The sequence below is a fragment of the Agrobacterium tumefaciens genome (assembly GCA_025560025.1).
Taxonomy (GTDB): Bacteria; Pseudomonadota; Alphaproteobacteria; order Rhizobiales; family Rhizobiaceae; genus Agrobacterium.
This window is the reverse complement of record CP048486.1, coordinates 1,142,501-1,168,602: the sequence shown is the minus strand read 5'-3', so window position 1 is coordinate 1,168,602 and position 26,102 is coordinate 1,142,501. Positions and strand designations below refer to the sequence as shown.

The window sequence follows — 26,102 nt, the reverse complement described above, 5'->3', positions numbered from 1 at the left end:
TATATCGGTAGTCGCTTAAATGACCATCGGCAAGGACTTAACTTGCGAGCGCTGTCCGCTCACCCAATATACGGATGAGCGGACAGCGCTTTTTTGTCAGAAGCCCGAGGGTGCGGATCAGTCCACCGCGACCATGACGTCCGATGCCTTGACGACAGCATAGGCGTCACCGCCGACCTTCAGCCCAAGTTCATCGACGGCATCATTGGTGATGGATGAGGTGACAACAATACCGCCACCGATATCGATACGCACATGTGCAGTGGTCGCCCCTTTGACGACATCGATGATCTTGCCCTTGAGGCGATTGCGCGCACTGATCTTCATCGTCAACTCCTTCTGCCCATGTCGATATGATCGGCCGAGTCTAAGATGCTCTGCGGCGGCTGCCAAGAATTTACGGGGCCAATGACTAAAAGAATTTACGAGGCAGTTGAACCAAAGGTACTTCGTCGCTGGCTTTCCAAAAGCCCAGAAAAGGCAAATACCCGCCTCGTCAGGATGATCGAAATGCACGGGTGATACGTGCGAGCGCGGAGTTCGCGCGATCGCCGGTCACTGTGGAAATCATCACGACATCCAGTTTTGGAAGCGCCGGCAGAAAGCGGCTCCGCACCTCCCGCACACCCGCCGGAGCGGCGCTTCGCGCCAGGAGCGCGACGCCGATGCCGGCTTCCGCCGCTGCGCCCACCGCCGTTGCCCCGGTTCCGACAAAAGCCTCGCGCCAGGCAATATCCACGCTATCCAGCGCCCGAAGAGCCATGGCTCGTAAATTGCAGGGCTCCGGTTGAAGAACCAGCGGCACCGGGGCGCTTGCAGGAAGATCAAAATCCGGGCTGGAGTACCAGCCAAAGCTTTCCTGAAACAGAGGCTCACCATCTCGCCGGATATCGTCATGCCGCAACACGACGATCGCATCGAGCTCTCCGGCATCGTAGAGTTCAAGCAGGGTCCTTGTGCCGGCTGTACGAAGATGAAGCGTGACGCTGGTCTCGAGTTCACTGATCACCCGGAGTATTCGAGGCAGGTCGGCTCCGATCAAATGATGCGTGACGCCGATCGCCAGACGTGTCGGCTCCTGCTCAAAGACATCACTCGCACGACGGCCGGCGGCGACATAGGCGCGTGCCGGCTCCAGGAAGCGCTCCCCTGCCGCCGTCAATCGCACCCGGCGCGGTGTCCGTTCGACCAGGCGATGCCCCAACATTTCTTCAAGCCGACGCAGGCGCAGGGATATGGCGGCCTGCGACGTATTCATCACGCCCGCAACGCGGGTGAACGACTGCAGTTCGGCAACAAGAAGAAAAGCCTCGACGGCTATGGGATCCAATGAGCGCATGGCCTGCATAACAAGCTGTTATCATTGAAATGTGCAAGTCCTTAATTCTGTCTGCTCTCCGGGAAGGCTATTGCACGAAAACTCTTGATAGGAGCTTTTCCGTGTCGTCACAGATTTCTTCGACTTCGCCCACACCCGTTTCCGCCACCGATCCCAGGATCTGGGCCGTGCTTGCCGTGGCAGTCGGCACGCAGACCGCCGGCTCGTTCGTGTCGCAGGGCATCTACATTCTCGTGCCCTTCTGGCGTGAAGCCTTTGGCGTCTCTCTTGCGTCCGCGTCACTCGCCGTCACCGTCATGAACGCTATCCAGATCGTGACCATGTTCACGCTCGGCCGCGCCATCGACATTCATGGCGAACGCCGCATCGTCGGCATTGCCATGCTCGGCATGGCGATCGCGATGGCATGTGCGGCGGCATTCGCAAACAGCCTGCCTGCGCTGCTTGTCTGCATCGCGTTTCTGGGCGGTACTTATGCAGCGGTCCAGCCGGGCGGCACGCGGGCGATCATGCGCTGGTTCCCGCCCGCCAAACGCGGCATCGCAACAGGGTTTCGACAGGCAGCCGTTCCCTTCGGAACGATGATCGCAGCCGCTCTCCTTCCCTTTATGGCAGTCCGTTACGGATGGCATGCCGCAGCATGGCTCTGCGCCGCTATCTCCGTGCTGGGCGCTGCGCTTTTCTGGGGACTGTATCGCGAGGGAAGCGATTTGGCGGCAAAAACGGAGCCGCCGCTTCCTCTGGTAAAACTCGCCCGCATCGTCGGTCAGAATAGCAGTTTCTGGCCCGTATTGCGGCTTGGCATTGCCATGTCCGCCTTTCAATTTACCCTTACGGCGCATGTCATCGGGTTCATGGCCGACGGACTGGGGCTTGGCCTCTTTGTCGCCTCCTCGATGTTCGCCGCAACACAGCTTGCGGGCATTCCGGGCCGCATTCTGCTGCCATGGATCAGCGATCGCTTTCGGCCCGGTCTTCGCGGTCAATCATTCGGCCGTGTATCCATCATTGCCGCAGGCACTGCCGCAATCCTGGCGATCCTTCCCATCGGCACCCCGGCACCCGTTATTCTGTTGGTGCTTGTCCTGCTGGGTATATTCGGCATCGGCTGGTTTCCGCTTTACCTGCTGGAAATCGCCGAAAGTGCGCCGAAAGGTTCGATTGCATCAACGATCGCCTTCGCTTCCACCATTTGTCTGGCGGTCATGGCAATCGGCCCCTACATATTCGGTCTCCTTGTCGACCATTTTGGCTATGGGGCAGCATGGTTGGCGCTGATCGTGCCGGTGCTTGTAACCGCGCTCCCTCTGGCCATCTCATCGTCGCGCCTCCCTCTCTCTCAGACGGGCTCGTAACGTGGGAGCAAGGTCTCGGCTGAAACGTCACTTCCGCTTGACCATTCGGCGAAGCAGCGAGCCTGCTCTCGCCTTGCGGGGAATGAGATCGATATCGCTGACAAGCTTCGCGCCGCCTTCCCGACGTTCCAGTGTGATCTTGCGGCTATGAAATGCTTCCAGTTCGGCACGATGCGCCACGCTTATGATCGTGGCGTCGGGTAGTTCGTCGATCACCGTCTGCATCATCTTGTCCTGACTTTTTTCGTCCAGGGCTGCCGTCGCCTCATCCATGACGATGATATCGGGGGCATTCAATAACAGGCGCGCGAAGGTCAGCCTTTGTTTTTCGCCGCCCGACAACGTCTGGTCCCAGGGCGCATCGTCTTCGATTCTGTCCTTGAGTTGACCGAGACCAACCTTGTCGAGAGCCGCCCCGATCTCGTCCAGCGTCCAGCTCTCAGCCGCTTGCGGATAGCAGACCGCCCGACGGAGCGTGCCGGCAGGAATATACGGCCGTTGCGGCAGCATGAACAATCGGCTGCCGGCGCGGAAATTCACGCTGCCCCCACCCCATGGCCAAAGACCGGAAATGGCCCGAACCAGCGTGCTCTTGCCCGATCCGGATTCCCCCGCCACCAATACCCTCTCGCCCGAGCCGATTTCGACATCCGTCTCTTTGACGACAGCCGTTCCGTCACCCAGCGAAACGGAAACATCCTTGAGGCTGAGTATTGTCTCGCCTTCCGCTTCGCCACGCACGATCCGACCGAGAGTGTCGCTCTTTTCAGCCCGTTCGAGACCATCCAGCGACATCATCAGGGAGGCAACGCGTCGCGCGCAGGCATTCCAGTCGGCAAGGCGGGGATAATTGTCGACCAGCCAGCCAAATGCGGACTGGACGATGGTGAAAGCGGACGCGGACTGCATCACCTCGCCAAGGGACATGCTTCCATCGAGAAATTTCGGCGCACAGAGCAGAACCGGCACGACGGGGGCAATCAGCATCGATCCATTCGACACAATTGTCGTGCGCATATATTGCTGCGCCATCAACCGCCACTGCCGCCGGACATTACCGAACCTCTTGTCGAGATCGCTGCGCTCCTCGTCTTCGCCGCCAAGCAAGGCGATACTCTCGCCATTTTCCCTGACGCGGGTGAGCGTGTAGCGGAACTCCGCTTCGACCTGGTTTTTGACTTCGGAAACCTTGACGAAGTTCCGGGCAATGAAGGCTATGGAACTGGATGTGATGAGCGCATAGATGACGGCCGCAATGACGAGAAAGCCGGGGATCGTGATCACAGTACCGCCGATCGAGACCGTCAGGGCGCCACCAATCGTCCACAAAACAACGATAAAGGTGGAAGCCGATACAAAAGCAGCGATGACACCCGAAATGAAATCCACGGGTGCCTCGGTGGCGATCCGCATATCCTCAGAAAGCCTCGCCTCCGGATTTTGATGGTCGCCATCGATCAGATTGAGCTGATAATAACGGCCATTTGCGATCCATCTTCCAACCAGCGCCTTTGTCAGCCAGGATCGCCAGCGCCGCTGAATACGCATCCTGACATAGACCTGTGAGGTCACGATGAAGACGCTTCCCAGGACGAGTGGCGGAAAAACGGATCCGAGAAAATAGACCGTAGCCGCGTCTCTCTTCTCAATCGCGTCAAAGATCCCGCGATTCCAGACATTGATGCCATATTGGACACCGACATTTATGCCAATCATTGCCAGAAGCCCGAGCGAGAATGGCCATGCAAGCCCATCGCCACGACGGCTCCAGAAACCTCGCGCGCTGATCCAGAAGCGCTTCAGCAGATATCTCCGACGAGCCTGTTCGGCCTCTTCAGGCGTCAAGCCCAAAGCAGCTTCCATCTCCTCTGGCGGGAGGGGATCATCGGTATCGTGAGCATCCTTCGCGGATGCGGTTTTGGTACCATTCTGGTCGGCACCATCGACCGGTTTCGGTCCTGCGTCAGCGTCGGTCATGGGCGCTTAACGGATGATCGCCTGAAAGGTTTCACGCCCTCGTGAGGGAAGGTGATACATTCTCCAATTTTCTTCTGGGGCAGCGATCGTCCGCATATGTTTCTGCCGCTTAGGCCAGCGTCCCATCCATAAACAAAGGCCTCGTGGCGTGCACAATGGCATCAATCGCCACCCGCAACCGAGGCAGCATGAGGGGTGAAGCCGGCCACAGCACATGGATAGGCAAATGCCCGGCAACCCGATCATCCAGAACGGAAACCAGACGTCCGCTGGACAGTTCGTCACGAATGAGCCAGCGGGGCAAAAGACCGAGCCCCTGCCCTTCCACAATTGCCGAAAACGTCAGCAGGCTTCCATCCAGCAAAAGGCGCGCCTTGGGATGCCAGGTCAGGAGTTCGCTTTCAGCGCCGCGAAATTGCCATGGCGCAGGTTTGCCGTTGCGTGGAGAAGCGATCACGGTGTGATCCGCCAGATCTTCAATTTTCTGCGGCACCGGCCGCCCTTCAAAGTAGGCCTTGGAAGCACAGAGAACAATGCGCTGGTGACCGAGCAAACGAGCCTTGAGCCCGCTCACATCCGGAACTTCGCCAATCCTGACCGCAAGATCGGTCGTGCCATCCAAGAGGTTGCTCGGTTCCGTCGAAGTGGAAATGCTGAAATCAAGGTTTACCCATTGCCGGCAGAGCGCATAGAGCGCCGGCGCAACGATCCTCGCACCAAAGAGCGGCGGCAAACTGACATTGAGTGTGCCAACCGGTTCATGCGCGAGACCCGCGATTGCTGCCTCGGTTCGCTCGATCTCCTTGCGCGCGCGCTGGCAAACATCGCGATAAATCACACCCTCTGCCGTCAGGTGCAGCCTGCGTGTCGTACGCTGAAACAGTCTTATACCCAGCCGATTTTCCAATCGCCCCACGGACTTTGCCACAGCAGAAGCCGAAAGCCGCAGGCGCACCGAGGCCGCGACGAAGCTCCCCGCTTCGCAGACTGCCAGAAACGCGCCGATGTCATCGCCGGATTGATGTCGCATAATTTCTACTAACGAATTTCATTCCGTAATCGAAGGAAAATTATGCGCTTCTGCCGCGTGAAAGATCTGACGTAAGATGTCTTCCATGAGCAAAAATCAAACCTACGCCATCATCGGGGGCACATCCGGTATCGGATTGGCACTCGCCCGCAAACTCGTTGAACGGGGAGATCATGTCCTGCTCGGCGGCCGTTCTCAGGAACGATTGTCAAAGACGCTCGCCGAATTGGGCGATCGGGCTTCAGGCCGCACCGTAGAAATCACCGATCGTGCCTCGCTTGCCCAATTCTTTGCCGAAGCCCCTTCGCTTTCCGGGCTTTTCACGCCGGCAGCGTCATACAGCACCGGCACATTCGCGGAAGGCGACCCGGAGACCAGCGAGGACCTGTTCACAGCGAAATTCTGGGGGCAATATTGGGCCATTCACGCCGCCCTGCCCCGTTTGACGTCTGACGCATCCGTCCTTCTGATGTCAGGCGCGGCATCCGTGCGCCCTATTGGTGCACCGGCCTACGCCGCCTGTAATTCGGCGCTGGAAGGACTGGCGCGTGGACTTGCCATTGAACTCAATCCGATCCGGGTCAATTGCCTTTCACCGGGAACAACCGATAGCGAGTTATGGCGCAAACGGCCGGCTGAGATACGTGAACCCGCCTATGAATATTGGGGAAAGCTTTGCCTCGTTCAGCGCCCGGCAACGGTTGAGGAGCAGGCACACGCGGCGCTTTTCCTGCTCGACAACACCAACATGACGGGCAATACGCTGTTCAGCGACGGCGGTTATTCCCTGCGGTAGCGGGGATCGTCGAAAATCCTCCGCCTCTCGAAGAGATCGTCCATTTTGTCGAACGACTGGACGATCTCGATCTCCGCCAGGGTAATAATGGCTCCGCCGCGTTTTATCAGGCGCCGCTGATGATGTTGCAGATGCCTGTGCGAACGACGTTCTTGTCGGTGATCTGCCCCGCCTGAATGTTGAACACAACGTCGATCCGCACGCCTGCGCCCTTCTGCCGCGCGACAACCCGAAGGGTCTGAACTCTTCCGCTCCCGGTCGTCTCCTGATGCGCATCGACCGATGACAAAGCCTTGTTGACCTGGATACCGGAGAAGCCTTCCGCTGCCACGGCCTGGGCAAGCTTCTGGAGAACTGTTGACGCCTTTGCCTTCGGCAATTCCTGCCAGGATTTATAGGAAACGGCCGTTACCATCGGAACGCCTGAAACCGTGAAGTTTTTTTCGCAAGAAGCGGCAAAAGCGGAACTCGAAACGGCAACGAAGCCGAGGGCGGCAATTACAGTTCTCATATCAATGTCCAATTTCGGTGATGTTTGACTTTTTAGCGGGTCGCGTCAGAACGATGCCCCATCTTTACCGAAGCTCACTTACTCTTAAACGAGAGTCAATCTCCGATAACAACTTTTGGTACGCGGGTGGCTGTTCGAAATGAGACAGCGGGCGGCCCTTGATTTCGAAATTGCCGCGGTTTCGTTCCCGTTGGCAGCGTGCAGATGTAACCGGAGCGTTGACTTCCCGTTTAACGAGATGGCTTAAAATAAGCAGACACTGAAATTAGACCCGCCGCATCCGGTCATCACACCTTGCGGCAAGCAGACGGCGCCCATCATGCGACTCAGCACCATCACGAACCTGGCTTATGCCGTAACCCTCGTGCTCACGACAGTATCGGCAACGACGTTCATTCTGTCGGCCAGAAGCGCCTCCCAGGAGCGGGTGGCGATCCAAACTCACCTTGATCTCAACGATCTCGCTGAGGAACTGGCGATCATTGCGGATGAGCGTACCGAGGAGGCGCGTCTTTACGTCATGCGCGGCGATGAGCAGCATCTGGCGAAATTTTACGTCGATGAAGATCAGGAAAACCGCCTCGAGAACACCCTGCCTAAACTGACCGCCCACGGTGTTTCCCCGGAAGAGTCCAGCACATTTATGGATATACGCAAGCGTGCCGATGCACTGGACAGGATGGAGCGCGAGGCCATCGGTCTCTATCGATCGGGCCGCCAGAACGATGCGCAACAACTTCTGTTTGGCGATGAATATTATCAACTGCATACGGGTCTGGTAAGCACCGTCGAGACGCTGAGGCAGACCATTGCAGCCCGATCGCAGGCAACCGTTGACCAGGCCAAAAGCCGAAGTGATTTCTACGGGTCGATCGCCAAGGTCATGCTTGCCCTGACCGCCCTGATGTTTGTGGCCGTACTCTATTTCGTCCTCAGCAGGCGTGTTGCCGTACCCCTCATCAGGATGAGCAATATTGTCATGCGCCTTGCCCGCCAGGATTACAGTATCGACGTTCCCGACGAAGGACGCCGTGACGAAATTGGCGAAATGAACCAGGCCATCAGGATCTTCCGCAGCAACGGGCTGGAACGGGAACGGCTTGACGCGGAGCATCGCAAGAACCAGCGCATAAAGGACCTGATCCTGCAAATGATGCACCGAATTCAGGCCTGTCAGAATCAGGATGAATTATCCGACGTCGTCTCGAAATTCATGCCGCAGATTTTCCCCGCCATCGCCGGCCGGCTGCTCGTGCTCAAGGAACATAGTTCGGTCCTCCAATCGACGGGCCAATGGTCCGATCCTTCATCTTCCGCCCCGGAGTTTTCGATAGACGATTGCTGGGCGCTCCGCCGCGGACGCCCCCATGCCAGCAAACCGGACGGCGACGATGTCGTCTGCCACCACCTACAGGGAAATTTTGGAACGGGCCTGTGCATACCACTGACGGCATTGGGCGATACCGTTGGCTTGTTGTATCTTGAAATTCCGCAGAGCAGCGAGGCTCTGGAGGCAGAGCGCCTGTATCTGGAACTCCTCGCCGAAAATATCGGCCTTGCCGTTGCAAACCTTCAGCTTCGGCAGCGACTGGTCGGCATGGCAAAACAGGATGCCTTGACCGGTCTTTTGAACCGTCGGTCTCTCGATGAGGCGCTGAACAGGCATATTGAAAAGCCAACCAGCACGCTTGCCTGCCTGATGCTCGACATCGACCATTTCAAGCGCTTCAATGACCGCTTCGGCCATGATGCCGGAGACGCGGTGATGCAATATGTCGCCCAGGTCCTTTCGGAGGCCGTTGGCAATCTGGGTGAATTATTCCGTTTCGGCGGTGAGGAATTCACCGTGCTGATGCCCGCCGCGGGCATTGAAGATGCCATCAAACTTGCAGAAAAACTTCGATACGCCGTTGAACGGGCGCCCTTTACCTATCGCGGCCGCCTGCTTGATCCGGTTACCATCTCTATCGGCATCGCAACGTCACCAGAGGCGGGGACCGTAAGCAGCGTATTGGAAAGAGCGGATGCCGCTCTTCTAAACGCCAAGCAGACGGGACGGAACAGGTGGGTATCGTCGGACGCCATGTGAATGGCAAGGCCTCACGGGTTGCGCCAGCCCCGTGCATTGTCGATCGCGCGCGCAAACCGAGCGTGGTCTGCGGTTTCAACCGAACCATCAGGTGTAAATATCTCGGTATCGTTTCGCATGGCGGCGACATTGATGTCGCATAGTTCCGCCAGACCAAGCGCCGTCAATTCGCGCATGGCCGGAACGCGAATAGTCCGGCCACTGGCAGCAGCCAGGAAACGGGCGAAATAGCGACTGTTCGACAGGCCGCCATCGATGGAAATTGTATCGCCGACGGGAACGACGGCCTGCGCCGCCTCGATCAATCGAACGGTCAGCAAGGCAATGCCCTCAAGCAGGGCCCGCACCATGTCACTCCGCCCGGTGGCATGGTCCATGCCAATGAAGAGCGGCACGGCCTGCCTGTCCCAGTAGGGTGCGGCAAGGCCTGAAAGTGCGGGGACGAATACGAGGCCGCGGCGAATGGCCGACGGTCCCTCGAAACCGTCGAGTTCCGCATTGTCAGTATAGAGGCCGATCTTTCGCGCCCATTCGAGCGCGGCGCCGGCATCGTAGACCCCGCCTTCGATGGCGAAAATGGCGGGCGCGTCCTGCTTTTGCCAGCCAATGGTCGGCAGAAGCTCTCCTTTCAGCGGAGGTTCATTCCCTGAGACGGCCAGCAGGAAAGCTCCCGTACCGAAGGTAATCTTGCAATCGCCAGGTTTACGGCAACCATGGCCATAAAGCGCCGCCTGCTGATCAACGATGGAAACGCGGATCGGCGTTCCCTCAAAGGAACCGAATCCGCCATCGACAGAGCCGATGGCGGGCAGGCAATCCAGCGGCACGCCGTGAAGCGCGCAAAGTTCCGGGCTCCAGTCACCGGTTGCCAGATCAATGAGACCGGTGCGCGAAGCCGTTGCAAGGTCGGTTCGGAAACGGCCAGTCAGCCGATCCAGAAAGAAGGCATCGGTGGTGCCCAGCCGCAACCGCCCCTCGGCCCTCGCCTGCGCCACCGCCGGATTGTGCTTCACCAGCCAGGATAGTTTGCTCGCCGAAAAATAGGGGTCCAGCGGCAAACCGCAAATCTCTTTTGATCGTTGCGCAGCCAATGGCGGTAAAGCCTCCAGGGCTTCGGCAGTGCGGGCATCCTGCCAGACGATGACCGGAGAGAGCGCCTCACCGCTTTCGGCATCCCAGGCCAGACAACTCTCGCCCTGGTTGGCGATGGCGATGCCATCCACCGGCCCGGCAGCGGCCAGTACCGCGCGGATGTTGCGCAGCAGCTCTTCCGGGTCATGCTCCACATGGCCAGGCGCCGGATAAAATTGCGCATGACGCAGGCTGGCGACCACCTCTGCCGTACCCCCGTCGCTTACCACGAGGCATCGGGTTGATGTCGTTCCCTGATCGATAGCTGCAATGCGCATCAATCCGTCTCCCGGAACTGAAAGGCAATTTGGCTCGCTTCAACAGCGGCACGGGGAATAGGCACAAGCACACGGCGTTCAGGCAGCCATAGGCCGGCCTTGCTCCACACTTCCGTTCCATCGAGATGAAGCGAAAGCCTACCTCGAACACGTCTGGTAAAGCGCAGCTGAAAATCGCGAAAAGCCGGCCGCTCAAGTCCCTGCGATCGCACCATGGTGGGTACGGCGAGTTTGACGGGATCGGCGAAAGTGACAGGGACTGGCCGGTCGTTACCAGGCTCGCGGGCGAGATCGGCGGCGACGGCGGCGCCCACGCGGCTGCCTTCGCGGAACGACCAGCCACCCGTTTCCACGGCCCGCAATATGTTCCCCCCGGCAAAGAAGATCGGGTTGGCCATTCGGCCGTCCTGATCCATCATCGGCCCCGCGCTGCCCGCCGCCACATCGACCGGGGATGCGTTCAGGAGTGCGGCCTCCGGTGTGAACCGCCCGGTCAGAAGAACACCATCGCACTTGACGGTCAGGACCCGGCCATCCCCCAGCCGGATGTCTGCCTCTTCAACACGGTCGCGCCCGCGAATATCCGTGAGCACCGCATGGCAATGAAACGGCACGCCAACCAGTCGCGGAAACCACCGGAAAAACGACCGCGCCAGCGGTTTCGGCTCAGGCTCGATCATCGCCACCGGCCGCGCATGATGCGACAGACAGGTGAGGAGCGCGGAGAAGGACACCAGCTCCGAACCAATGATAAGCGGCCGGCGAAAGGGCATGATGCCGTGAAAGGCGACATAGGATTGCAGCGTGCCTGTTGTGATCACGCCCACCGGCCGGTCGCCCGGTAGAAGCCGCACGGAGCGTGGTTTTTCCCGCGCGCCGGTGGCGAGCACGATGCGCCGCGCCTTCAACGTTTCGACCCCGCGCGCCGATGTCACCAGCAGCGAGCCGTCCTGTCCCAGTTCCACAACGGAATGACCGGTGCGGATATCCACACCGGCATTCTGCGCCTGCCGCTGCAGGCGTTGCGCATAGGCCGGGCCGAAATAGATGCGTCCGAATTCGCGCATGCCGAAGGGCGAGTGCGAACAATGCCGGGTCGCGCCGCCCAGTGCCGGTTCACGTTCGAGGATCATCACGCGCGCAATGCCACGGGTCTTCAGCTCCAGCGCTGCCGCCACACCCGCCGGGCCACCACCGACCACGATGACATCCGCATTTGGAACATTTTCACACGTCTGCTGAAAAGGCTGCAAGACGTTCATCGATCGTCTCCCGGACGGACTGCAAGCGGTACAGCCAGACGGTCGCCCGTCATCGCTGCCAGCCGGGCATTGCAGTAAAAACCCTGACAGCGCCCCATGCCGGCGCGGGTGCGCCGCCGCAGCCCGCCGAAATCGCCCGGCGGCACCGGACTGGAAAATGTCGCGTCGATCTCGCGCCGGGTGACAAGTTCGCAATGGCAGATGATTTCGCCATGATCGGCGCGCTGCCAGTCGCGCTCGCAGGTTTCGGTGAGGTTTGGCATTTTTACCTCAGGCACCACGGAAGGAGGCACAAAGCTCGTGCCGAAACTTTCGTGAAGCGCCAGAGCATGCTGTGCCAGACCGAGCGCCGCGCTGAGGCCGGTGGAACGGACGCCGCCAAGCGTTATCGCCCGCCGGTCCTGCCGCGCAGAGATCCGGTAATGCTTCTTTTCAGAGGCCGGGCGCAAGCCGGCATAGATAGCCGTCACGGAAGCGGAGGCCAGTGCCGGAACGATCTCCGTACCGCGCTTCAGCAGCGCTTCCAGCGCCGCCGTCTCGACCGTCGCGCGGTCGCGATCATCCTGCTCTTCCGCCGTCGGGCCGATGAGAACGTTGCCGAAGGCGGTCGGACACACCACGATGCCCTTGGTGATTTCGGTGGGAACCGGCAGGACGATGCGCGGCACATGCCGGCGGGCAGCCTTGTCGAGAACGACGAATTGTCCCTTGCGAGGCTTGATGGTGAAGTCCGGGATAAGGCCCAGCCGCGCATCGACAATATCGCCGAACAGCCCGGCGGCATTGACAACGCCTGCCGCAAGGATCGGACCCGCGGTCGTCTCGATACGCCACGCCCCGTCGAACACGCCGGAGAGGACTTCGGCGTTGCACACCAGCTGCGCGCCCAGCGCCACCGCCTGTGTGAGATAGCCCAGCGGTGCGGACCACGGATCGATGACATGTTCGCCGGGGACTTCGAGCGCGGCAATAAGATGGCCCGACAAGCCCGGCATGGTTTCCCGGGCCTGCCGCGCCGTGAGGAGACCGAGTTCTGCAATCCCGTTGCGCCGCCCCTGCCCGGCGATCGCTTCCAGACTTTGCGCCTCGTCGATATTCCACGCGCAGACCAGCGCGCCGGTTTCAACAAGGCTGAGGCCCATCTGCCCATGAATCGACAGATATTCCGCCCGGCCCGCCTTCACCAGTTCCAGTTCCAGACTGCCTTCCGGCGCGTCGAAGCCGGTATGCAGGATAGCGCTGTTGGCCTTAGACGCCCCGGAAAGGATATCTGAACCTTTTTCGATGACCACGACTTTCGCACCGGCCAGCGCGAAACGACGGGCAACCGCGCAACCGACCACCCCGGCCCCGATGACGGCGATGTCGAATTTTATGGAGGGGTTCTGGACCATGACGTCCCTTCATTTTAGTGGTTCAAAAACGCAATCGGCAGGCGCGACGGATCGAGCCTATACACCCTGCGGGGTCGTGCCTGAGAATGAGATTCGGTCTGCTGTTAGTCGGACAAAGCCGTCACCGGCCTTTCGGATTCAATCAGTGTCACGCCACTCGTCTGCTGCTGGCACATGGCGCTGATCAGGGCCATGATCCTGCCGGCCGCTTCGGCGGGCGACACGCCGCCATCGCGAATGTTCGAGATGCAGTTTCGGCGGGAATCGGGCAATCCGGTCTCTGGCCCGAAGGTGACATAGGCCCCCAGACTGTCTGCGGCCGAAAGGCCGGGCCGTTCGCCAATCAGGATCACCGACACCTTTGCTCCAAGCGCAGCGCCTACATCGTCCGCCAATGCCACCCGCGCCTGCGTGGCAAGAGTGACCGGCGCGACCGTCAACCCTTCGCCTGCCAGCGCTTCCAGCAGCACCGTTGCTACCGGTACGGCATTCATCTCCACAGCCGTCGCCGAAAGCCCATCGGCGATCACCAGCGCGACGTCGGCCCCTTTGCCATGCCCTTCCAGCGCGGCACGGCCCTCGGCTGAGAGCGCGCGGCCGAGATCGGGTCGCCGCAGATAATCCGCACGGCCTGGCGCGCGGCTTGCGACATGCACAATATCAGCACCCGCCTCGCGCAACTCACACTCCACCCTGTCAACATCCAGCGGACGCCACACGGCCTGACGCGCCTGCGCATGATCCAGCAGAAATCTCTGCACCGCGCCCGTGGGCAGGCCCGCGCCAGCGCGACCAAGCGCCACCCGTGCATCGGTTGCAACCCGCAGGGCCTTGAGACGTTCCGGCGGACCGGAGATGAGGAAAGACCGGGGATGGCGCATCAGGCAGCGTCCTTTGCCAGAAAATCGAGTTCGCGAAGGCCGCGGTTCATCAGCGCCGGGTTCTCGATCATATCGCCAGCGGCATCCGTGACGCCCATAGTCACCAGCCAGGCTTCGAATTCCGGCGCGGGCCGACGCTTCAGCGTTTCGCGGGCATAGATGGAATCATGATGGGAAAGCGTCTGATAGTTCAACATCACATCGTCCGAACCGGGCACGGTAATGACGAAATTGACATTGGCGGCGCAAAGCATGGTCAGCAACACATCCATGTCTTCCTGATCGGCATCGGCATGGTTGGTGTAGCAGACATCCACACCCATCGGCAGGCCGAGCAATTTGCCGCAGAAATGGTCTTCCAGGCCGGCGCGGATGATCTGCTTGCCATTGTAGAGATATTCGGGACCGATGAAGCCGACGACCGTATTGACCAGAAGCGGTGAGAATTCGCGCGCCACGGCATAGGCACGCGCCTCCATCGTTTGCTGATCAATGCCAAAATGCGCACCCGCCGACAGGGCAGCACCCTGCCCCGTCTCGAAATACATGAGGTTGCTGCCGATCGTTCCGCGCTTGAGCGACAGACCCGCCTCATGGGCCTCGCGCAGAACGGCGAGATCGACGCCGAAGCCCGCATTGGCCTTCTGGGAACCGGCAATCGACTGGAACACCAGATCAACGGGCGCAGCCCGTTCCATTGCCCGTATCGCCGTTGTCACATGGCCAAGGCAGCAGGTTTGGGTTGGAATGTCGAGCCATTGCCGCAGATCATCGAGCAGCTGCACGACGCGGATATAGTCCGACACCGCACTGGTGGCCGGATTAACGCCGATCACCGCATCGCCGCTGCCCAGCAGCAGCCCATCAATGGCCGAGATGGCGATGCCTCGGGAATTGTCAGTGGGATGATTGGGCTGGTTGCGGGTGGACAGGTGGCCGGAAAGACCAATCGTGTTGCGGAAGCGGGTTACGACTTCCCGCTTGGCCGATACCGTCACCAGATCCTGAAGCCGCATGATCTTTGAGACCGCCGCCACCATTTCCGGCGTCAGGCCCCAGGTCACCGCTTCGAGTTCCGCCTGCCCGACCCTGGGATTAAGCAGCCATTCGCGAAACTCACCCACCGTCAAGGAAGCCACGGGGGCAAAAGCCTGCGCATCATGCTGGCGAGCGATCAGCGCCGAAATCTCGTCCTCATCAGAGGCGATCAATTCCTGTGCAACGAAGGTGGAAAGCGGCAGATCGGCAAGCGCCATCTGCGCCGCCAGCCGCTCCACCGGCCCCTCCGCCGACAGCCCGGCGAGCTGGTCGCCGGACCTTTCCGGCGTCGCCTTCGCCATCAGGGTCTTCAAATCGTCGAAACGATAGGTCGTGCCGGCGGCGATCTGTCGATATGCCATTCTTCTGGCCCTTATTTCACGAAGGTCTTCGTCAGGCCCACCGTGCGATCCACGATAAGGACAACGGCAAGCGTCAGCACGATCAGAAGAACGGAAATGGCGGCAACAAGCGGATCGGCCTGAGTTTCGACATGCTGATACATGGCGACGGGAAGAGTTGTGATGCGCGGACCGGTGAGGAACAGCGAAATCACGGCTTCATCGAACGAGACGAGAAAGGAAAGTGCTGCCGTCGCGACGATGCCGGGCGCAATCATCGGCATGGTGACCCGGCTAAAGACCGTGAGCGGTGATGCCCCAAGCGTGGAGGCGGCCTCCTCGAAGATCAGCGGCAGGCCCGCAAGCGAGGTGGTGAGTACACGCAGCGCATAGGGCAAGACGATGATAAGATGGGCGATCACCAGACCGGTAAAGGTGCCGAGCAGGCCCGCGCCGGCAAAGACGATCAGGATCGCAAGGCCGAGAACGATGGTTGGCAGAAGCAGCGGTGCTGTAAAGAAGGCGAGCAATGCATCCGCGCCGAGCACCCGCATCCGCACGATGGCATAGGAGGCGGGCAGCGCGATCAGCATCGACAACACGGTGACGATGATCGCAAGAAGCGTGCTGGTGCCGAGGGCGCCAATCATCTTGGAATTGTGCATGAGATCGACATACCAGCGCAGGCTCCAGCCCGAAGGCGGGAAGCTCATGTAGCTGTCGGCCGAAAACGAGATCGGCACGACGAGCACGACAGGCGCAAGCAGAAAAAGGAACATGATGAAGGCGACGATTTTCAGCGCCAGCGGAGCGGGACATTCTTCCATCTTCGATCTCCTTTACAGAATGGCCCGCAGAAGCCGGGAATAGAGCACCAGAGCGGCACCGAAGATCACGAGGATGATCATCGAAAGCGTCGCGGCGAGAGGCCAGTTGAGCGTCACGATGGCCTGATCGTAGATTTCCGTTGCCAGAAGGAAGACACGGCCGCCGCCGAGCAGCTTGGGTGTGATGAACGAGCTGACCGCCAGAACGAAGGAGAGCAGACAGCCCAGCGCCACACCGGGCATGGTGAGCGGTACGATGATCCGCCAGAACACTTTCCAGGGCGATGCGCCGAGCGTTTCTGCCGCTTCCTCGACCCGTGGATCGAGCCTGCCGAAACCGGCGAGCAGCGCCAGGATCATGTAGGGCATCAGGATTTCGGTAAGCCCGATGACGACGCCGATCTTGTTGAACAGCAGACGCACGCCACTTTCAGCGCCCAGCGCGAAAAGGATGTTGTTGATGAGGCCATCATCCGCAAGGATCGCGATCCAGCCATAGGTGCGCACCACCGCCGACGTGAGCAGCGGTGAAATGACCAGCACCAGCAGCAGCGTCTTCCAGCGGCCCTGTGCCCGGTGAAGATAAAGCGCGATGGGGTAGGAGGCGACAAGCGTCAGGACGGTGATCAGAAGGCTGGTGAGAATGCTCTGACCGATCAGTTCGATATAGAATCCGTCCGTTAGTGTTGACGACCAGTTTTCGAGTGTGTGCGCCTCCCCGAGACCGCCGCCGCCGAGGCTTTCGCGGAAGGAAAGTAGGAGCAGATTGAAGACGGGCATGACGAAGGCCAGACCGTTGACCGCAATGATCGGCCCAAGAAGAAGGGTTGCGAGAAAAACGATGGAAGAGGTGCGGCCGCCGGGAGCCGTGATCATGACCGCCGCTGTCATCGGTTCGCTCCGAAGACCAGAGTATCCTCCACGCGCCAGACAAGACTGACTGCGCTACCTGCCGAAACCGGCGTCTCGCCGCCCGAGGTCGCACGCTCCACGGACAGGGTCTGTCCGCCGGCAGCAATCTCGTAATGCAGGATGTCACCCGCATAATAGACATCGCGGACTTCGCCGGCGATGCGATTGACGGGCGCGCCGTCGAAATCGGGCGCGGCATCGCCGGCGACCGTCATGGCCATACGATGCGGCCGTACCATCAGGTCGATTTCGCCACTATGCGCGCCGGGCGCGCGCAGCACCGCATCACCAACCGTGATGCGGTCGCCCGCCGCATTGCCGACCAGCCTGTTGGTACGGCCGACAAAGGAGGCGACGAAAGCGGTCGCCGGACGCTCATAGAGATCGTGCGGTGTGCCGAGCTGTTCCAGGCGACCGCCGTTGAGCACGGCGACCTTGTCACACATGCTGAGCGCCTCCACCTGATCATGCGTGACGAAGATGGATGTGATGCCGAGCTGTTTCTGGATGCGCCGGATTTCAGCGCGCATCTCGTCACGCAGCTTGGCATCGAGATTGGAAAGGGGTTCGTCGAACAAAAGGATGGAGGGCTGGATGACGAGGGCGCGCGCGAGGGCGACGCGCTGCTGCTGGCCGCCGGAAAGCTGGGCTGGGCGGCGGTCTTCGCGCCCCTCCAGTCGGACCATGGCAACGGCTTCACGGGCACGCCGTTCCGCTTCGGCAGCCGGCACCTTGCGCATTTCAAGACCGAACATGACGTTCTTGAGGACCGTCATATGGGGAAAGAGCGCGTAGCTCTGGAAAACGAGGCCAATGTCCCGCTTGTAGGGCGCAAGCTTCGTCACGTCCTTGCCGTCGATCAGGATCGAGCCCGAGGAGACGGGAGAGAGGCCTGCAATCATCCGCAGCGACGTCGACTTGCCGCAGCCCGAAGGTCCGAGGAAGGCAACCAGCTCACCCTTGGGAATCTCGAGATTGAGATTATCCACGGCGACGATGGTCTCGTAGCGCTTGGTCAGTGAACGAATCGAGAGGAATCCTGGCTGCATGATATCTGAAGTTCCCATTATGGCTTCTTGCCTTTCTCCAGAACACCTCCAGCCCGCAGGGGAGCGGAAATGCCCTGTCCCTTGATCTAAGCAGGCGTCGCGAAATTCGCGGCGCTGTTTCACGGCGCCTCCCTTTTAGCAGGCCTGTCGGCTCGCTCGGAATGCATCGCCGCGTCAGTTCACTCCTTCCGTCGCCCCAGCGCCGACAGAAGAAATGAGCCGAGGGGTTTGATATACTGTTTCCGCAACCGCTATGGAGGTTGCGGAAATCCTTTCATTTTGCGCTCGGCGCAAAGTCTCAACGGCTGAGCGGAATGACCTTGCGGCGCCAGTCCTGCGTAATCTGGTCGCGGACCTTGGAGAGACCGATCCAGTCCACGGGGATGACCTTGTCCATCGCCTTGACGACCGTGCGCTCGCTCACATCGGCAGCGATGGTGGATTTGGAGTTGGTCGGCGCATAATACATGGCGGCGGTAAAGGCGGCCTGGGCTTCCGGACTCAGCGCATAATCAACGAACTTTCGCGCGGCCTCGGTCGACGGGCCACCCTTGACGAGATTGAGCGTATTGATCTGGAGGATCGTGCCTTCCTTCGGAAGGACGACCTTCATTTTGCCCTTGGAACCATCGGCATTTACCTGGCTGCGGGCGTTCCAGCCCACGCCCAGCGACACCTGGCCGTTGACGACATTCGGATAGACTTCCGGCTTCGGCTCCCAGGTCTGGACGTTTGGAGCAACTTCAGCCATGGCATTGATGCCGGCATCGATGTTCTTGATGAAGTCGGTGCCGCCATTCATGTGATTCATGATGATGGTCGTGCCGATACCGACGATATCGGGGGCGCTCAGCATGGCGACTTTGCCCTTGAAGGCGCTATCCTTCAGGGTATTCCAGCTGTCAGGCGCCGTCTTGATGGCGTCGGTATTGTAAATGAGTACGAGATTGTCGAACGTTACGCCAACACCAGCCACGCCTTCGAAACGCGCATTGGGATAGAGGTCGGCGACATTCTTGGTGACGCTTTCATCGATCTTGTCGAACAGACCTTCATCCGTGCCGGTTTTGGCCACGGAGACATCCATCAGCGCGATATCCGATTGCGGAGCAGCTTTCTGGGCGCGCAGCGAACCAAGCATGGCGGCGGAGCCCTGCTGCGGGAAATATTCGACCTTGATATCAGGGTTGGCGGCCATGAAAGGCTCGATGACGGCCTTGGTATAACGCTCTTGGAAAAGGCCGCTATAGCCGAGGAACGTTACGGTCTGCTGGGCATGCGCCGGCAGGGCGGCCGCGCCAAGCATGAGAATCCCACTCAGAAGTATCGATTTCTTCATTGTCCTGTTCTCCTCTATTGTTATTGGGAGTGGCGAACGGATCCGCCACCCGTAAGATTGTGTCAGGCGCTTAGCTTGGCCTGGACGAATTTGTTGGCACCTGAAATATCCGGCAGCTTTTCGCCGTTGCGCAGGCGTTCCAGAAGCACGATCTCGGCCTCCTGCATGCTGATGGCGCGTTCCGCCATGGCCCGGGCCTGGCTCGGATGAAGGGCGACAACGCCGCTTTCATCACACAGGATCGCATCACCCGGATTGATCATCTGGCCACCGACGCTAATCGGAACATTGATCGCGCCTTCCAGCCCGAGGATCTTGGTGGTAATGGGCGACGGGCCGCGGCACCACATGGGCATGTCGACCTTGGTGAACTCCGAGAAGTCGGTCGCCGGGCCATCGACGACACCGGCCTTAACGCCGGCCATCTTCATGGTGTTGGTAATGACACCGCCCCAGCAGGCGTGGCGGGTATCACCACAACGGTCGATCAGGACGATATCGCCCGGACGCACGAGCTGCGTCAGGTAGTGGAGCATGGTCGAATCCGCGTTCGGGATACGCAGCGTGACGGCGGTGCCAGCCACCCGCTTGCCCGGAAGAACCGCCCGGATTTCAGGATCGACGAAGCCGGAATGAAGCACATGACCGATCGTTGCGACTTCGACCTTTTCAAGAAGCTCGATGATGTCCGCGTCGATATGGTCCGGCATTGGGTTGACGATAAACATTGGGTTTTTCTCCGATCAGAGAACGTGGTGGTTCGCCACCGGCACGTTGGCGCGCACCTTGGCCGAATAGTCGAAATCGAGGGCAGCGCCGGCAGTTCCAACACTGTCGGAGCATTGCGCAACGATGTGGCCCCACGGATCGATGACCATGGAATGCCCCCAGCAGGCCTTCTTGCCACCTGCGTGGGTGCCGATCTGGCCGACAGCCAGAAAGTAGGTCTGGGTTTCGACGGCACGGGCGCGGGCCAGCACTTCCCAATGGTCCTTGCCTGTCATCAGGGTGAAGGCGGCTGGCAGAACGATGACGTCTGCACCTTTATCCCGCAGGGCGCGGAACAGTTCGGGGAAGCGAATATCGTAGCAAATGCCACAACCAACCGTCTTGTCACCCACCTTGTAGGTCACGACATCTTCGCCTCGGGCGACTGAATCGGATTCGCGATAGCTGATGCCGTTCGGCGTATCGACGTCGAACAGATGAATTTTGCGGTAGCGGGCGATCTGATTACCGTCCGGACCAAAAACGAGTGTCGAATTATAGAAGCGATTGCCTTCCTTCTCGACGATGGAACCGGCATGCAGCGTGATCGCGTGCTTCTTGGCCAGTCCCGACAGCAGCGCGTAGATTTCGCCGCCGGGGAATTCTTCCCCGCTTTCATGCATCTCCTGAGGATTATCTCCAAGAAATGCGAAGTATTCTGGAAGAACAACAAGGTCAGGATTATCCGCCTTGACTGCTTTCTCAATTAGATCGGCAGCAACCTTGAGGTTTTCTGCCTTGTTATTCTGGGTATTCATTTGAACAAGTGAGACTTTCACGTTGCTCTCCTCTCATGTTGCGAGGAGAATTAAGAACGGGAACTGTTTCCATTACAAACGGAAAAACTCTATCGAACCCCATAAGGTAAGCTTATAGATTAATCGTTTTGCGGTGCAGCAAAAAATTTAGGCGGCAGCCGTCATCCATTGCGTGGTGGTTTCACTGACGATTTCCGTCGCCATGTCGGCAATGGCGCGGGCAAGCGCGTTGTCGCCCCGCTCCTGATAAACGGTGTGAAAGGTCAGAGGCGGAACCGACGGCGTGATATCGAGAATACGCGCTTCGCCTGATTTGATGATTCCCTCCACCAGCACGCGCGGCAACGCACCCACGCCAACGGCCGCCGCCACAAGGCGGGTCATGATCGACAGGGAGTTGGAATTATAGATACGGCTGTCAGACAGCCCGTGGGAATCGAGCAGCGCGCGCAGTGCCTGGTGCGGCTGCGATCCTGTCGAGAAGGTAAGCAGCGGAAAATGCGCGATATCTTCGAGTGTGACCCCCGTTTCCGGCAACGCCAGTTCCATCGCGCCGACCCAACAGGATTCGAATGTACAGAGCGGCGAATTATAGATATTCGCGGCCATGACCGGCCCCATGATGAAACCGACATCCACCTCACCATTCTGAATGCGCTGGGATAATTTCAGGCTGGTGTCGATGGTCAGATCCAGGCTGACACCGGGATATCGTTCGTTCATACGGCGAATGAGTTGTGGTAACCACGCATAGACAATCGTATCCGCAGCGCCGATGCGCACTGTGCCTCTCAGCGCCTCACGGCTACTCACGATCTGCCGGAACTCCCCGGTCAGGTTGACGATCTTTTCAGCATGCTGCAGCGCCAGACGACCGGCAGGCGTCAAGTTGACGCAGCGCACATCACGCGTGAACAGCACGACGCCAAGCTCCCTCTCCAGCGCGGCAATGCGGTTAGACACGGATGCCTGGGTGGTGTGCAAACGTTCCGCAGTTGCCGAAAAGCTGTTCAGCCGTGCAGCCCAGAGGAAAGTCTCGAGAAATCGCGTATTCATGAGGTAAAATCTTCTCGCATGGCGCCGCGATCCAGCACTGCGTCTCTGGCATCGTCTTGCCCGTGGCCTTTGTGGTTCGAGTGCGAGTATGTCCGATGCGCGCCCCTATAAGCAAGGGATCAACGTTGCCGCCTTGGGACCTATCGCTATCTCGACATGGACATGACCATCCGGGAGGCACTCGACACCGCCCGCCTCTATCACGCCAGGCGATCAGAGGGCGGTTCCATGCCTGCATTTCTGCATTTACCTGTTTACGGGCGGCCGGCTTAGCTGCTTGAATGACAATTTCCGCACAACACCAAAAGGGCCCTGAGTTTCCTCGGGCCCTTTGATAAGTCCTGAATGTCTTATGAGTATTGGTTGCGGGGGCAGGATTTGAACCTGCGGCCTTCAGGTTATGAGCCTGACGAGCTACCGGGCTGCTCCACCCCGCGTTACCAGCGTAAATCCCTATTGGATTTATCGCGACTGCATCACAGGGAAGCTGTGATGGCTAGTGCCGGAGCAAATTGCGGAAGGCGATTTGTCTCCTGTTAGGGACGCACGAGGCGTTTGCCTTATGGTTTTAAGTCCCGGAATGCAAAAAGGCCGCGTAAGCGGCCCTATGTATCGGCTGGGCCGAAGTTTGTTTAGAGAAGATAGAATGTTGCGTTTTGCAGACCTGGCAGCGACCTACTCTCCCGCGTCTTGAGACGAAGTACCATTGGCGCTGGGGCGTTTCACGGCCGTGTTCGGAAAGGGAACGGGTGCAGCCGCCCCGCGATAACCACCAGGTCGGCAAAACGCAACATTGAACATGTTTTCACATGCGTGTTGTTTCGAGAAGCTGGGAAGCTTGCGCTTCGTTTTAATTTACACGTCTTTCTGTGACTGGTCCGCTTGCCTGCCTTGCTCGATGTTGAGTTTGGCAGCCATACAGGACGCTAGTCCGTCGCCAATCGTTTGGCGCGCCGTCCGCAGGGCCTTGTGGCCCGTGAGGACAGAAGATGATGTCATCAAGCTTTGCTTGATGAACATATTCAATGGGAACGAAGAAGTCGATCGAGCTATTAGTAACGGTAAGCTTCACATGTTGCCATGCTTCCACACCCGTCCTATCAACGTGGTCGTCTTCCACGGCTCTGATAGGGAACACTCGTTTTCAGGTTGGTTTCCCGCTTAGATGCCTTCAGCGGTTATCCATTCCGTATATAGCTACTCTGCTATGCCCTTGGCAGGACAACAGATCCACCAGAGATACGTCCATCCCGGTCCTCTCGTACTAGGGACAGATCCTGTCAATATTCCTACACCCACGGCAGATAGGGACCGAACTGTCTCACGACGTTCTGAACCCAACTCACGTACCGCTTTAAATGGCGAACAGCCATACCCTTGGGACCTGCTCCAGCCCCAGGATGCGATGAGTCGACATCGAGGTGCCAAACAACCCCGTCGATATGGACTCTTGGGGGTCATCAGCCTGTTATCCCCGGCGTACCTTTTATCCGTTGAGCGATGGCCCTTCCACACGGGACCACCGGATCACTATGACCGACTTTCGTCTCTGCTCGACTTGTCAGTCTCGCAGTCAGGCGGGCTTATGCCATTGCACTCGACGACCGATTTCCGACCGGTCTGAGCCCACCATCGCGCGCCTCCGTTACTCTTTCGGAGGCGACCGCCCCAGTCAAACTACCCACCATACACTGTCCCGGATCCGGATAACGGACCGCGGTTAGACATCCACGAAGATAAGGGTGGTATTTCAAGGATGGCTCCACAAAGACTGGCGTCCCTGCTTCAAAGCCTACCACCTATCCTACACATGCCTTGGCGAATGCCAGTGTAAAGCTATAGTAAAGGTGCACGGGGTCTTTCCGTCTGACCGCAGGAACCCCGCATCTTCACGGGGAATTCAATTTCACTGAGTCTATGTTGGAGACAGCGGGGAAGTCGTTACGCCATTCGTGCAGGTCGGAACTTACCCGACAAGGAATTTCGCTACCTTAGGACCGTTATAGTTACGGCCGCCGTTTACTGGGGCTTCAGTTCAGAGCTTGCACCCCTCCCTTTAACCTTCCAGCACCGGGCAGGCGTCAGACCCTATACGTCGTATTGCTACTTCGCAGAGCCCTGTGTTTTTGATAAACAGTCGCTACCCCCTGGTCTGTGCCACCCCATCATAGTTGCCTAAAATGGGGTCACGCTTCTTCCGAAGTTACGCGTGCAATTTGCCGAGTTCCTTCAACATAGTTCTCTCAAGCGCCTTGGTATACTCTACCTGACCACCTGTGTCGGTTTCGGGTACGGTCTATACGGTGGAGCTATTTCCTGGAACCTCTTCGCCGCACATTCAATCCAATAAGAATGTACAACACACGAGATCCGTCACTACCACCAGGCCCACGAATATTAACGTGGTTCCCATCGACTACGCGTGTCCGCCTCGTCTTAGGGGCCGGCTAACCCTGCTCAGATTAACTTTAAGCAGGAACCCTTGGTCTTTCGGCGAGGGAGTCTCTCACTCCCTTTATCGTTACTCATGTCAACATTCGCACTTCCGATATCTCCAGCAGCCCTCACGGGTCCGCCTTCACAGACTTACGGAACGCTCCGCTACCACATGCCTTACGGCATATCCTCAGCTTCGGTGCATGGCTTTAGCCCCGTTACATTTTCGGCGCAAAGACCCTTATTTAGACCAGTGAGCTGTTACGCTTTCTTTAAATGATGGCTGCTTCTAAGCCAACATCCTGGTTGTTTTGGGATCCTCACATCCTTTCCCACTTAGCCATGACTTGGGGACCTTAGCTGGAGGTCAGGGTTGTTGCCCTTTTCACGACGGACGTTAGCACCCGCCGTGTGTCTGCCGACTAGTACTCCTCGGTATTCGGAGTTTGGTTAGGATCAGTAAGACGGTGAGTCCCCATAGCCCATCCAGTGCTCTACCCCCGAGGGTATTCGGTCGACGCTCTACCTAAATAGATTTCGCGGAGAACCAGCTATTTCCGAGTTTGATTGGCCTTTCACCCCTAGCCACAAGTCATCCCAATCTATTGCAACAGATACGGGTTCGGCCCTCCAGTTGGTGTTACCCAACCTTCAGCCTGCTCATGGCTAGATCACTCGGTTTCGGGTCTAATGCAACTAACTCAATCGCCCTATTCAGACTCGCTTTCGCTGCGCCTACACCTACCGGCTTAAGCTTGCTAGTTACACTAAGTCGTTGACCCATTATACAAAAGGTACGCCGTCACCCTTGCGGGCTCCGACTGTTTGTAGGCATCCGGTTTCAGGTTCTATTTCACTCCCCTCGTCGGGGTGCTTTTCACCTTTCCCTCACGGTACTTGTTCGCTATCGGTCATGCACGAGTACTTAGGCTTGGAGAGTGGTCTCCCCATGTTCAGACAGGATTTCACGTGTCCCGCCCTACTCAAGGACAATGACTGTTCTACGCGTAAGGGGCTATCACCCTCTATGGCCGACTTTTCCAAATCGTTCCGCTTTATTCATCATTGCCACTGGCCTGGTCCGCGTTCGCTCGCCACTACTTGCGGAGTCTCGGTTGATGTCCTTTCCTGCAGGTACTTAGATGTTTCAGTTCCCTGCGTTCGCTTCTTACCCCTATGTATTCGAAAGTAAGATACCTTATCACAATGCTTGGAAACCCAAGCCGTCGAAGACGGTTTGGATTTTCCAAGCATTTAAGGTGGGTTGCCCCATTCGGAGATCCATGGATCAAAGCTTATTCGCAGCTCCCCACGGCTTTTCGCAGCGTATCACGTCCTTCTTCGCCTGTGCATGCCAAGGCATCCACCAAATGCCCTTAATTCACTTCTTCGTTCTCATTGTCTATGCTCATCCATAGCCGTTCAATTAAGAACGGCAACCTGATTACCTTTTACAATCAAGCCATTTCATGATGACATCGACGTGTCGGTACGGTCTTCTTTGAGGGCACGCCGGTGCACCTCGAAGCCATACC

General features: G+C 58.7%; 20 protein-coding genes, 1 tRNA gene and 2 rRNA genes. 3 read left to right on the top strand and 20 right to left on the bottom strand.

The window, feature by feature from the left end:
• Window positions 1-117: 117 nt before the first annotated feature.
• Both FY152_19300 and FY152_19295 read right to left on the bottom strand, forming a co-directional pair.
• Window positions 118-327 (bottom strand): transporter, encoded by a 210-nt coding sequence (locus tag FY152_19300; protein ID UXS34288.1) that lies wholly within the window; start codon window positions 325-327, stop codon window positions 118-120.
• A 169-nt stretch (window positions 328-496) separates the two neighbouring features.
• Window positions 497-1,348, bottom strand: coding sequence for a LysR family transcriptional regulator (locus FY152_19295; GenBank protein UXS34287.1), 852 nt, complete (start codon window positions 1,346-1,348; stop codon window positions 497-499).
• Between the two features lie 92 nt (window positions 1,349-1,440).
• Here FY152_19295 and FY152_19290 point away from each other — a divergent pair, with 92 nt between their 5' ends.
• A complete protein-coding gene (locus FY152_19290; protein UXS34286.1) occupies window positions 1,441-2,694 on the top strand; it encodes an MFS transporter in 1,254 nt (417 codons plus the stop codon).
• 27 nt (window positions 2,695-2,721) lie between these two features.
• On the opposite strand, the gene FY152_19285 is transcribed toward FY152_19290, so the two are convergent.
• Both FY152_19285 and FY152_19280 read right to left on the bottom strand, forming a co-directional pair.
• Window positions 2,722-4,671, bottom strand: a complete 1,950-nt coding sequence (locus tag FY152_19285) for an ABC transporter ATP-binding protein/permease (GenBank protein ID UXS34285.1) — start codon at window positions 4,669-4,671, stop codon at window positions 2,722-2,724.
• A 109-nt stretch (window positions 4,672-4,780) separates the two neighbouring features.
• Window positions 4,781-5,701 (bottom strand): LysR family transcriptional regulator, encoded by a 921-nt coding sequence (locus FY152_19280; GenBank protein ID UXS34284.1) that lies wholly within the window; start codon window positions 5,699-5,701, stop codon window positions 4,781-4,783.
• 85 nt (window positions 5,702-5,786) lie between these two features.
• On the opposite strand from FY152_19280, the gene FY152_19275 reads away from it, so the two are divergent.
• Entirely contained in the window at window positions 5,787-6,497 is a 711-nt protein-coding gene (locus tag FY152_19275; GenBank protein ID UXS34283.1) for an SDR family oxidoreductase, read from the top strand.
• Between the two features lie 106 nt (window positions 6,498-6,603).
• Here the strand turns inward: FY152_19275 and FY152_19270 are convergent, their stop codons facing one another.
• Complete coding sequence (locus FY152_19270; GenBank protein ID UXS34282.1) at window positions 6,604-7,008, bottom strand: hypothetical protein; 405 nt, start codon at window positions 7,006-7,008, stop codon at window positions 6,604-6,606.
• Window positions 7,009-7,327: 319 nt separating this feature from the next.
• On the opposite strand from FY152_19270, the gene FY152_19265 reads away from it, so the two are divergent.
• Entirely contained in the window at window positions 7,328-9,097 is a 1,770-nt protein-coding gene (locus tag FY152_19265) for a diguanylate cyclase (GenBank protein UXS34281.1), read from the top strand.
• A gap of 11 nt (window positions 9,098-9,108) precedes the next feature.
• On the opposite strand, the gene FY152_19260 is transcribed toward FY152_19265, so the two are convergent.
• From FY152_19260 to FY152_19190, 15 genes are all read right to left on the bottom strand, one after another.
• Window positions 9,109-10,506 carry a glycerol kinase gene (locus FY152_19260; GenBank protein ID UXS34280.1) on the bottom strand — a complete coding sequence of 466 codons (1,398 nt, stop codon included), beginning with the start codon at window positions 10,504-10,506 and terminating at the stop codon, window positions 9,109-9,111.
• Window positions 10,506-11,768, bottom strand: a complete 1,263-nt coding sequence (locus FY152_19255; GenBank protein ID UXS34279.1) for an FAD-dependent oxidoreductase — start codon at window positions 11,766-11,768, stop codon at window positions 10,506-10,508. The genes FY152_19260 and FY152_19255 overlap by 1 nt, the downstream gene beginning before the upstream one ends.
• On the bottom strand, window positions 11,765-13,162 hold the full coding sequence (locus tag FY152_19250; GenBank protein ID UXS34278.1) for an NAD(P)/FAD-dependent oxidoreductase: 1,398 nt from the start codon (window positions 13,160-13,162) through the stop codon (window positions 11,765-11,767). Before FY152_19250 ends, FY152_19255 begins: the two co-directional genes overlap by 4 nt.
• A 104-nt stretch (window positions 13,163-13,266) precedes the next feature.
• Window positions 13,267-14,043 (bottom strand): ethanolamine ammonia-lyase subunit EutC, encoded by a 777-nt coding sequence (locus FY152_19245; protein ID UXS34277.1) that lies wholly within the window; start codon window positions 14,041-14,043, stop codon window positions 13,267-13,269.
• Window positions 14,043-15,443 (bottom strand): ethanolamine ammonia-lyase subunit EutB, encoded by a 1,401-nt coding sequence (locus FY152_19240; protein UXS34276.1) that lies wholly within the window; start codon window positions 15,441-15,443, stop codon window positions 14,043-14,045. Before FY152_19240 ends, FY152_19245 begins: the two co-directional genes overlap by 1 nt.
• 11 nt (window positions 15,444-15,454) lie before the next feature.
• Window positions 15,455-16,249 carry an ABC transporter permease gene (locus FY152_19235; GenBank protein UXS34275.1) on the bottom strand — a complete coding sequence of 265 codons (795 nt, stop codon included), beginning with the start codon at window positions 16,247-16,249 and terminating at the stop codon, window positions 15,455-15,457.
• A 12-nt stretch (window positions 16,250-16,261) separates the two neighbouring features.
• Entirely contained in the window at window positions 16,262-17,140 is an 879-nt protein-coding gene (locus FY152_19230; GenBank protein UXS34274.1) for an ABC transporter permease, read from the bottom strand.
• Window positions 17,137-18,210: an ABC transporter ATP-binding protein gene (locus FY152_19225; GenBank protein ID UXS34273.1), complete on the bottom strand. Its 1,074-nt coding sequence runs from the start codon at window positions 18,208-18,210 to the stop codon at window positions 17,137-17,139. Before FY152_19225 ends, FY152_19230 begins: the two co-directional genes overlap by 4 nt.
• 298 nt (window positions 18,211-18,508) lie before the next feature.
• On the bottom strand, window positions 18,509-19,549 hold the full coding sequence (locus FY152_19220; GenBank protein UXS34272.1) for an ABC transporter substrate-binding protein: 1,041 nt from the start codon (window positions 19,547-19,549) through the stop codon (window positions 18,509-18,511).
• Between the two features lie 62 nt (window positions 19,550-19,611).
• Complete coding sequence (locus FY152_19215; protein UXS34271.1) at window positions 19,612-20,277, bottom strand: RraA family protein; 666 nt, start codon at window positions 20,275-20,277, stop codon at window positions 19,612-19,614.
• Between the two features lie 15 nt (window positions 20,278-20,292).
• Window positions 20,293-21,096: a carbon-nitrogen hydrolase family protein gene (locus tag FY152_19210; GenBank protein ID UXS34270.1), complete on the bottom strand. Its 804-nt coding sequence runs from the start codon at window positions 21,094-21,096 to the stop codon at window positions 20,293-20,295.
• Window positions 21,097-21,222: 126 nt separating this feature from the next.
• On the bottom strand, window positions 21,223-22,131 hold the full coding sequence (locus tag FY152_19205) for a LysR family transcriptional regulator (GenBank protein UXS34269.1): 909 nt from the start codon (window positions 22,129-22,131) through the stop codon (window positions 21,223-21,225).
• Between the two features lie 360 nt (window positions 22,132-22,491).
• Window positions 22,492-22,568: transfer RNA gene (locus FY152_19200), tRNA-Met, on the bottom strand.
• 225 nt (window positions 22,569-22,793) lie between these two features.
• A 5S ribosomal RNA gene (gene rrf / locus FY152_19195) occupies window positions 22,794-22,908 on the bottom strand.
• A gap of 247 nt (window positions 22,909-23,155) precedes the next feature.
• Window positions 23,156-25,958, bottom strand: a 23S ribosomal RNA gene (locus FY152_19190).
• Window positions 25,959-26,102: the final 144 nt, after the last annotated feature.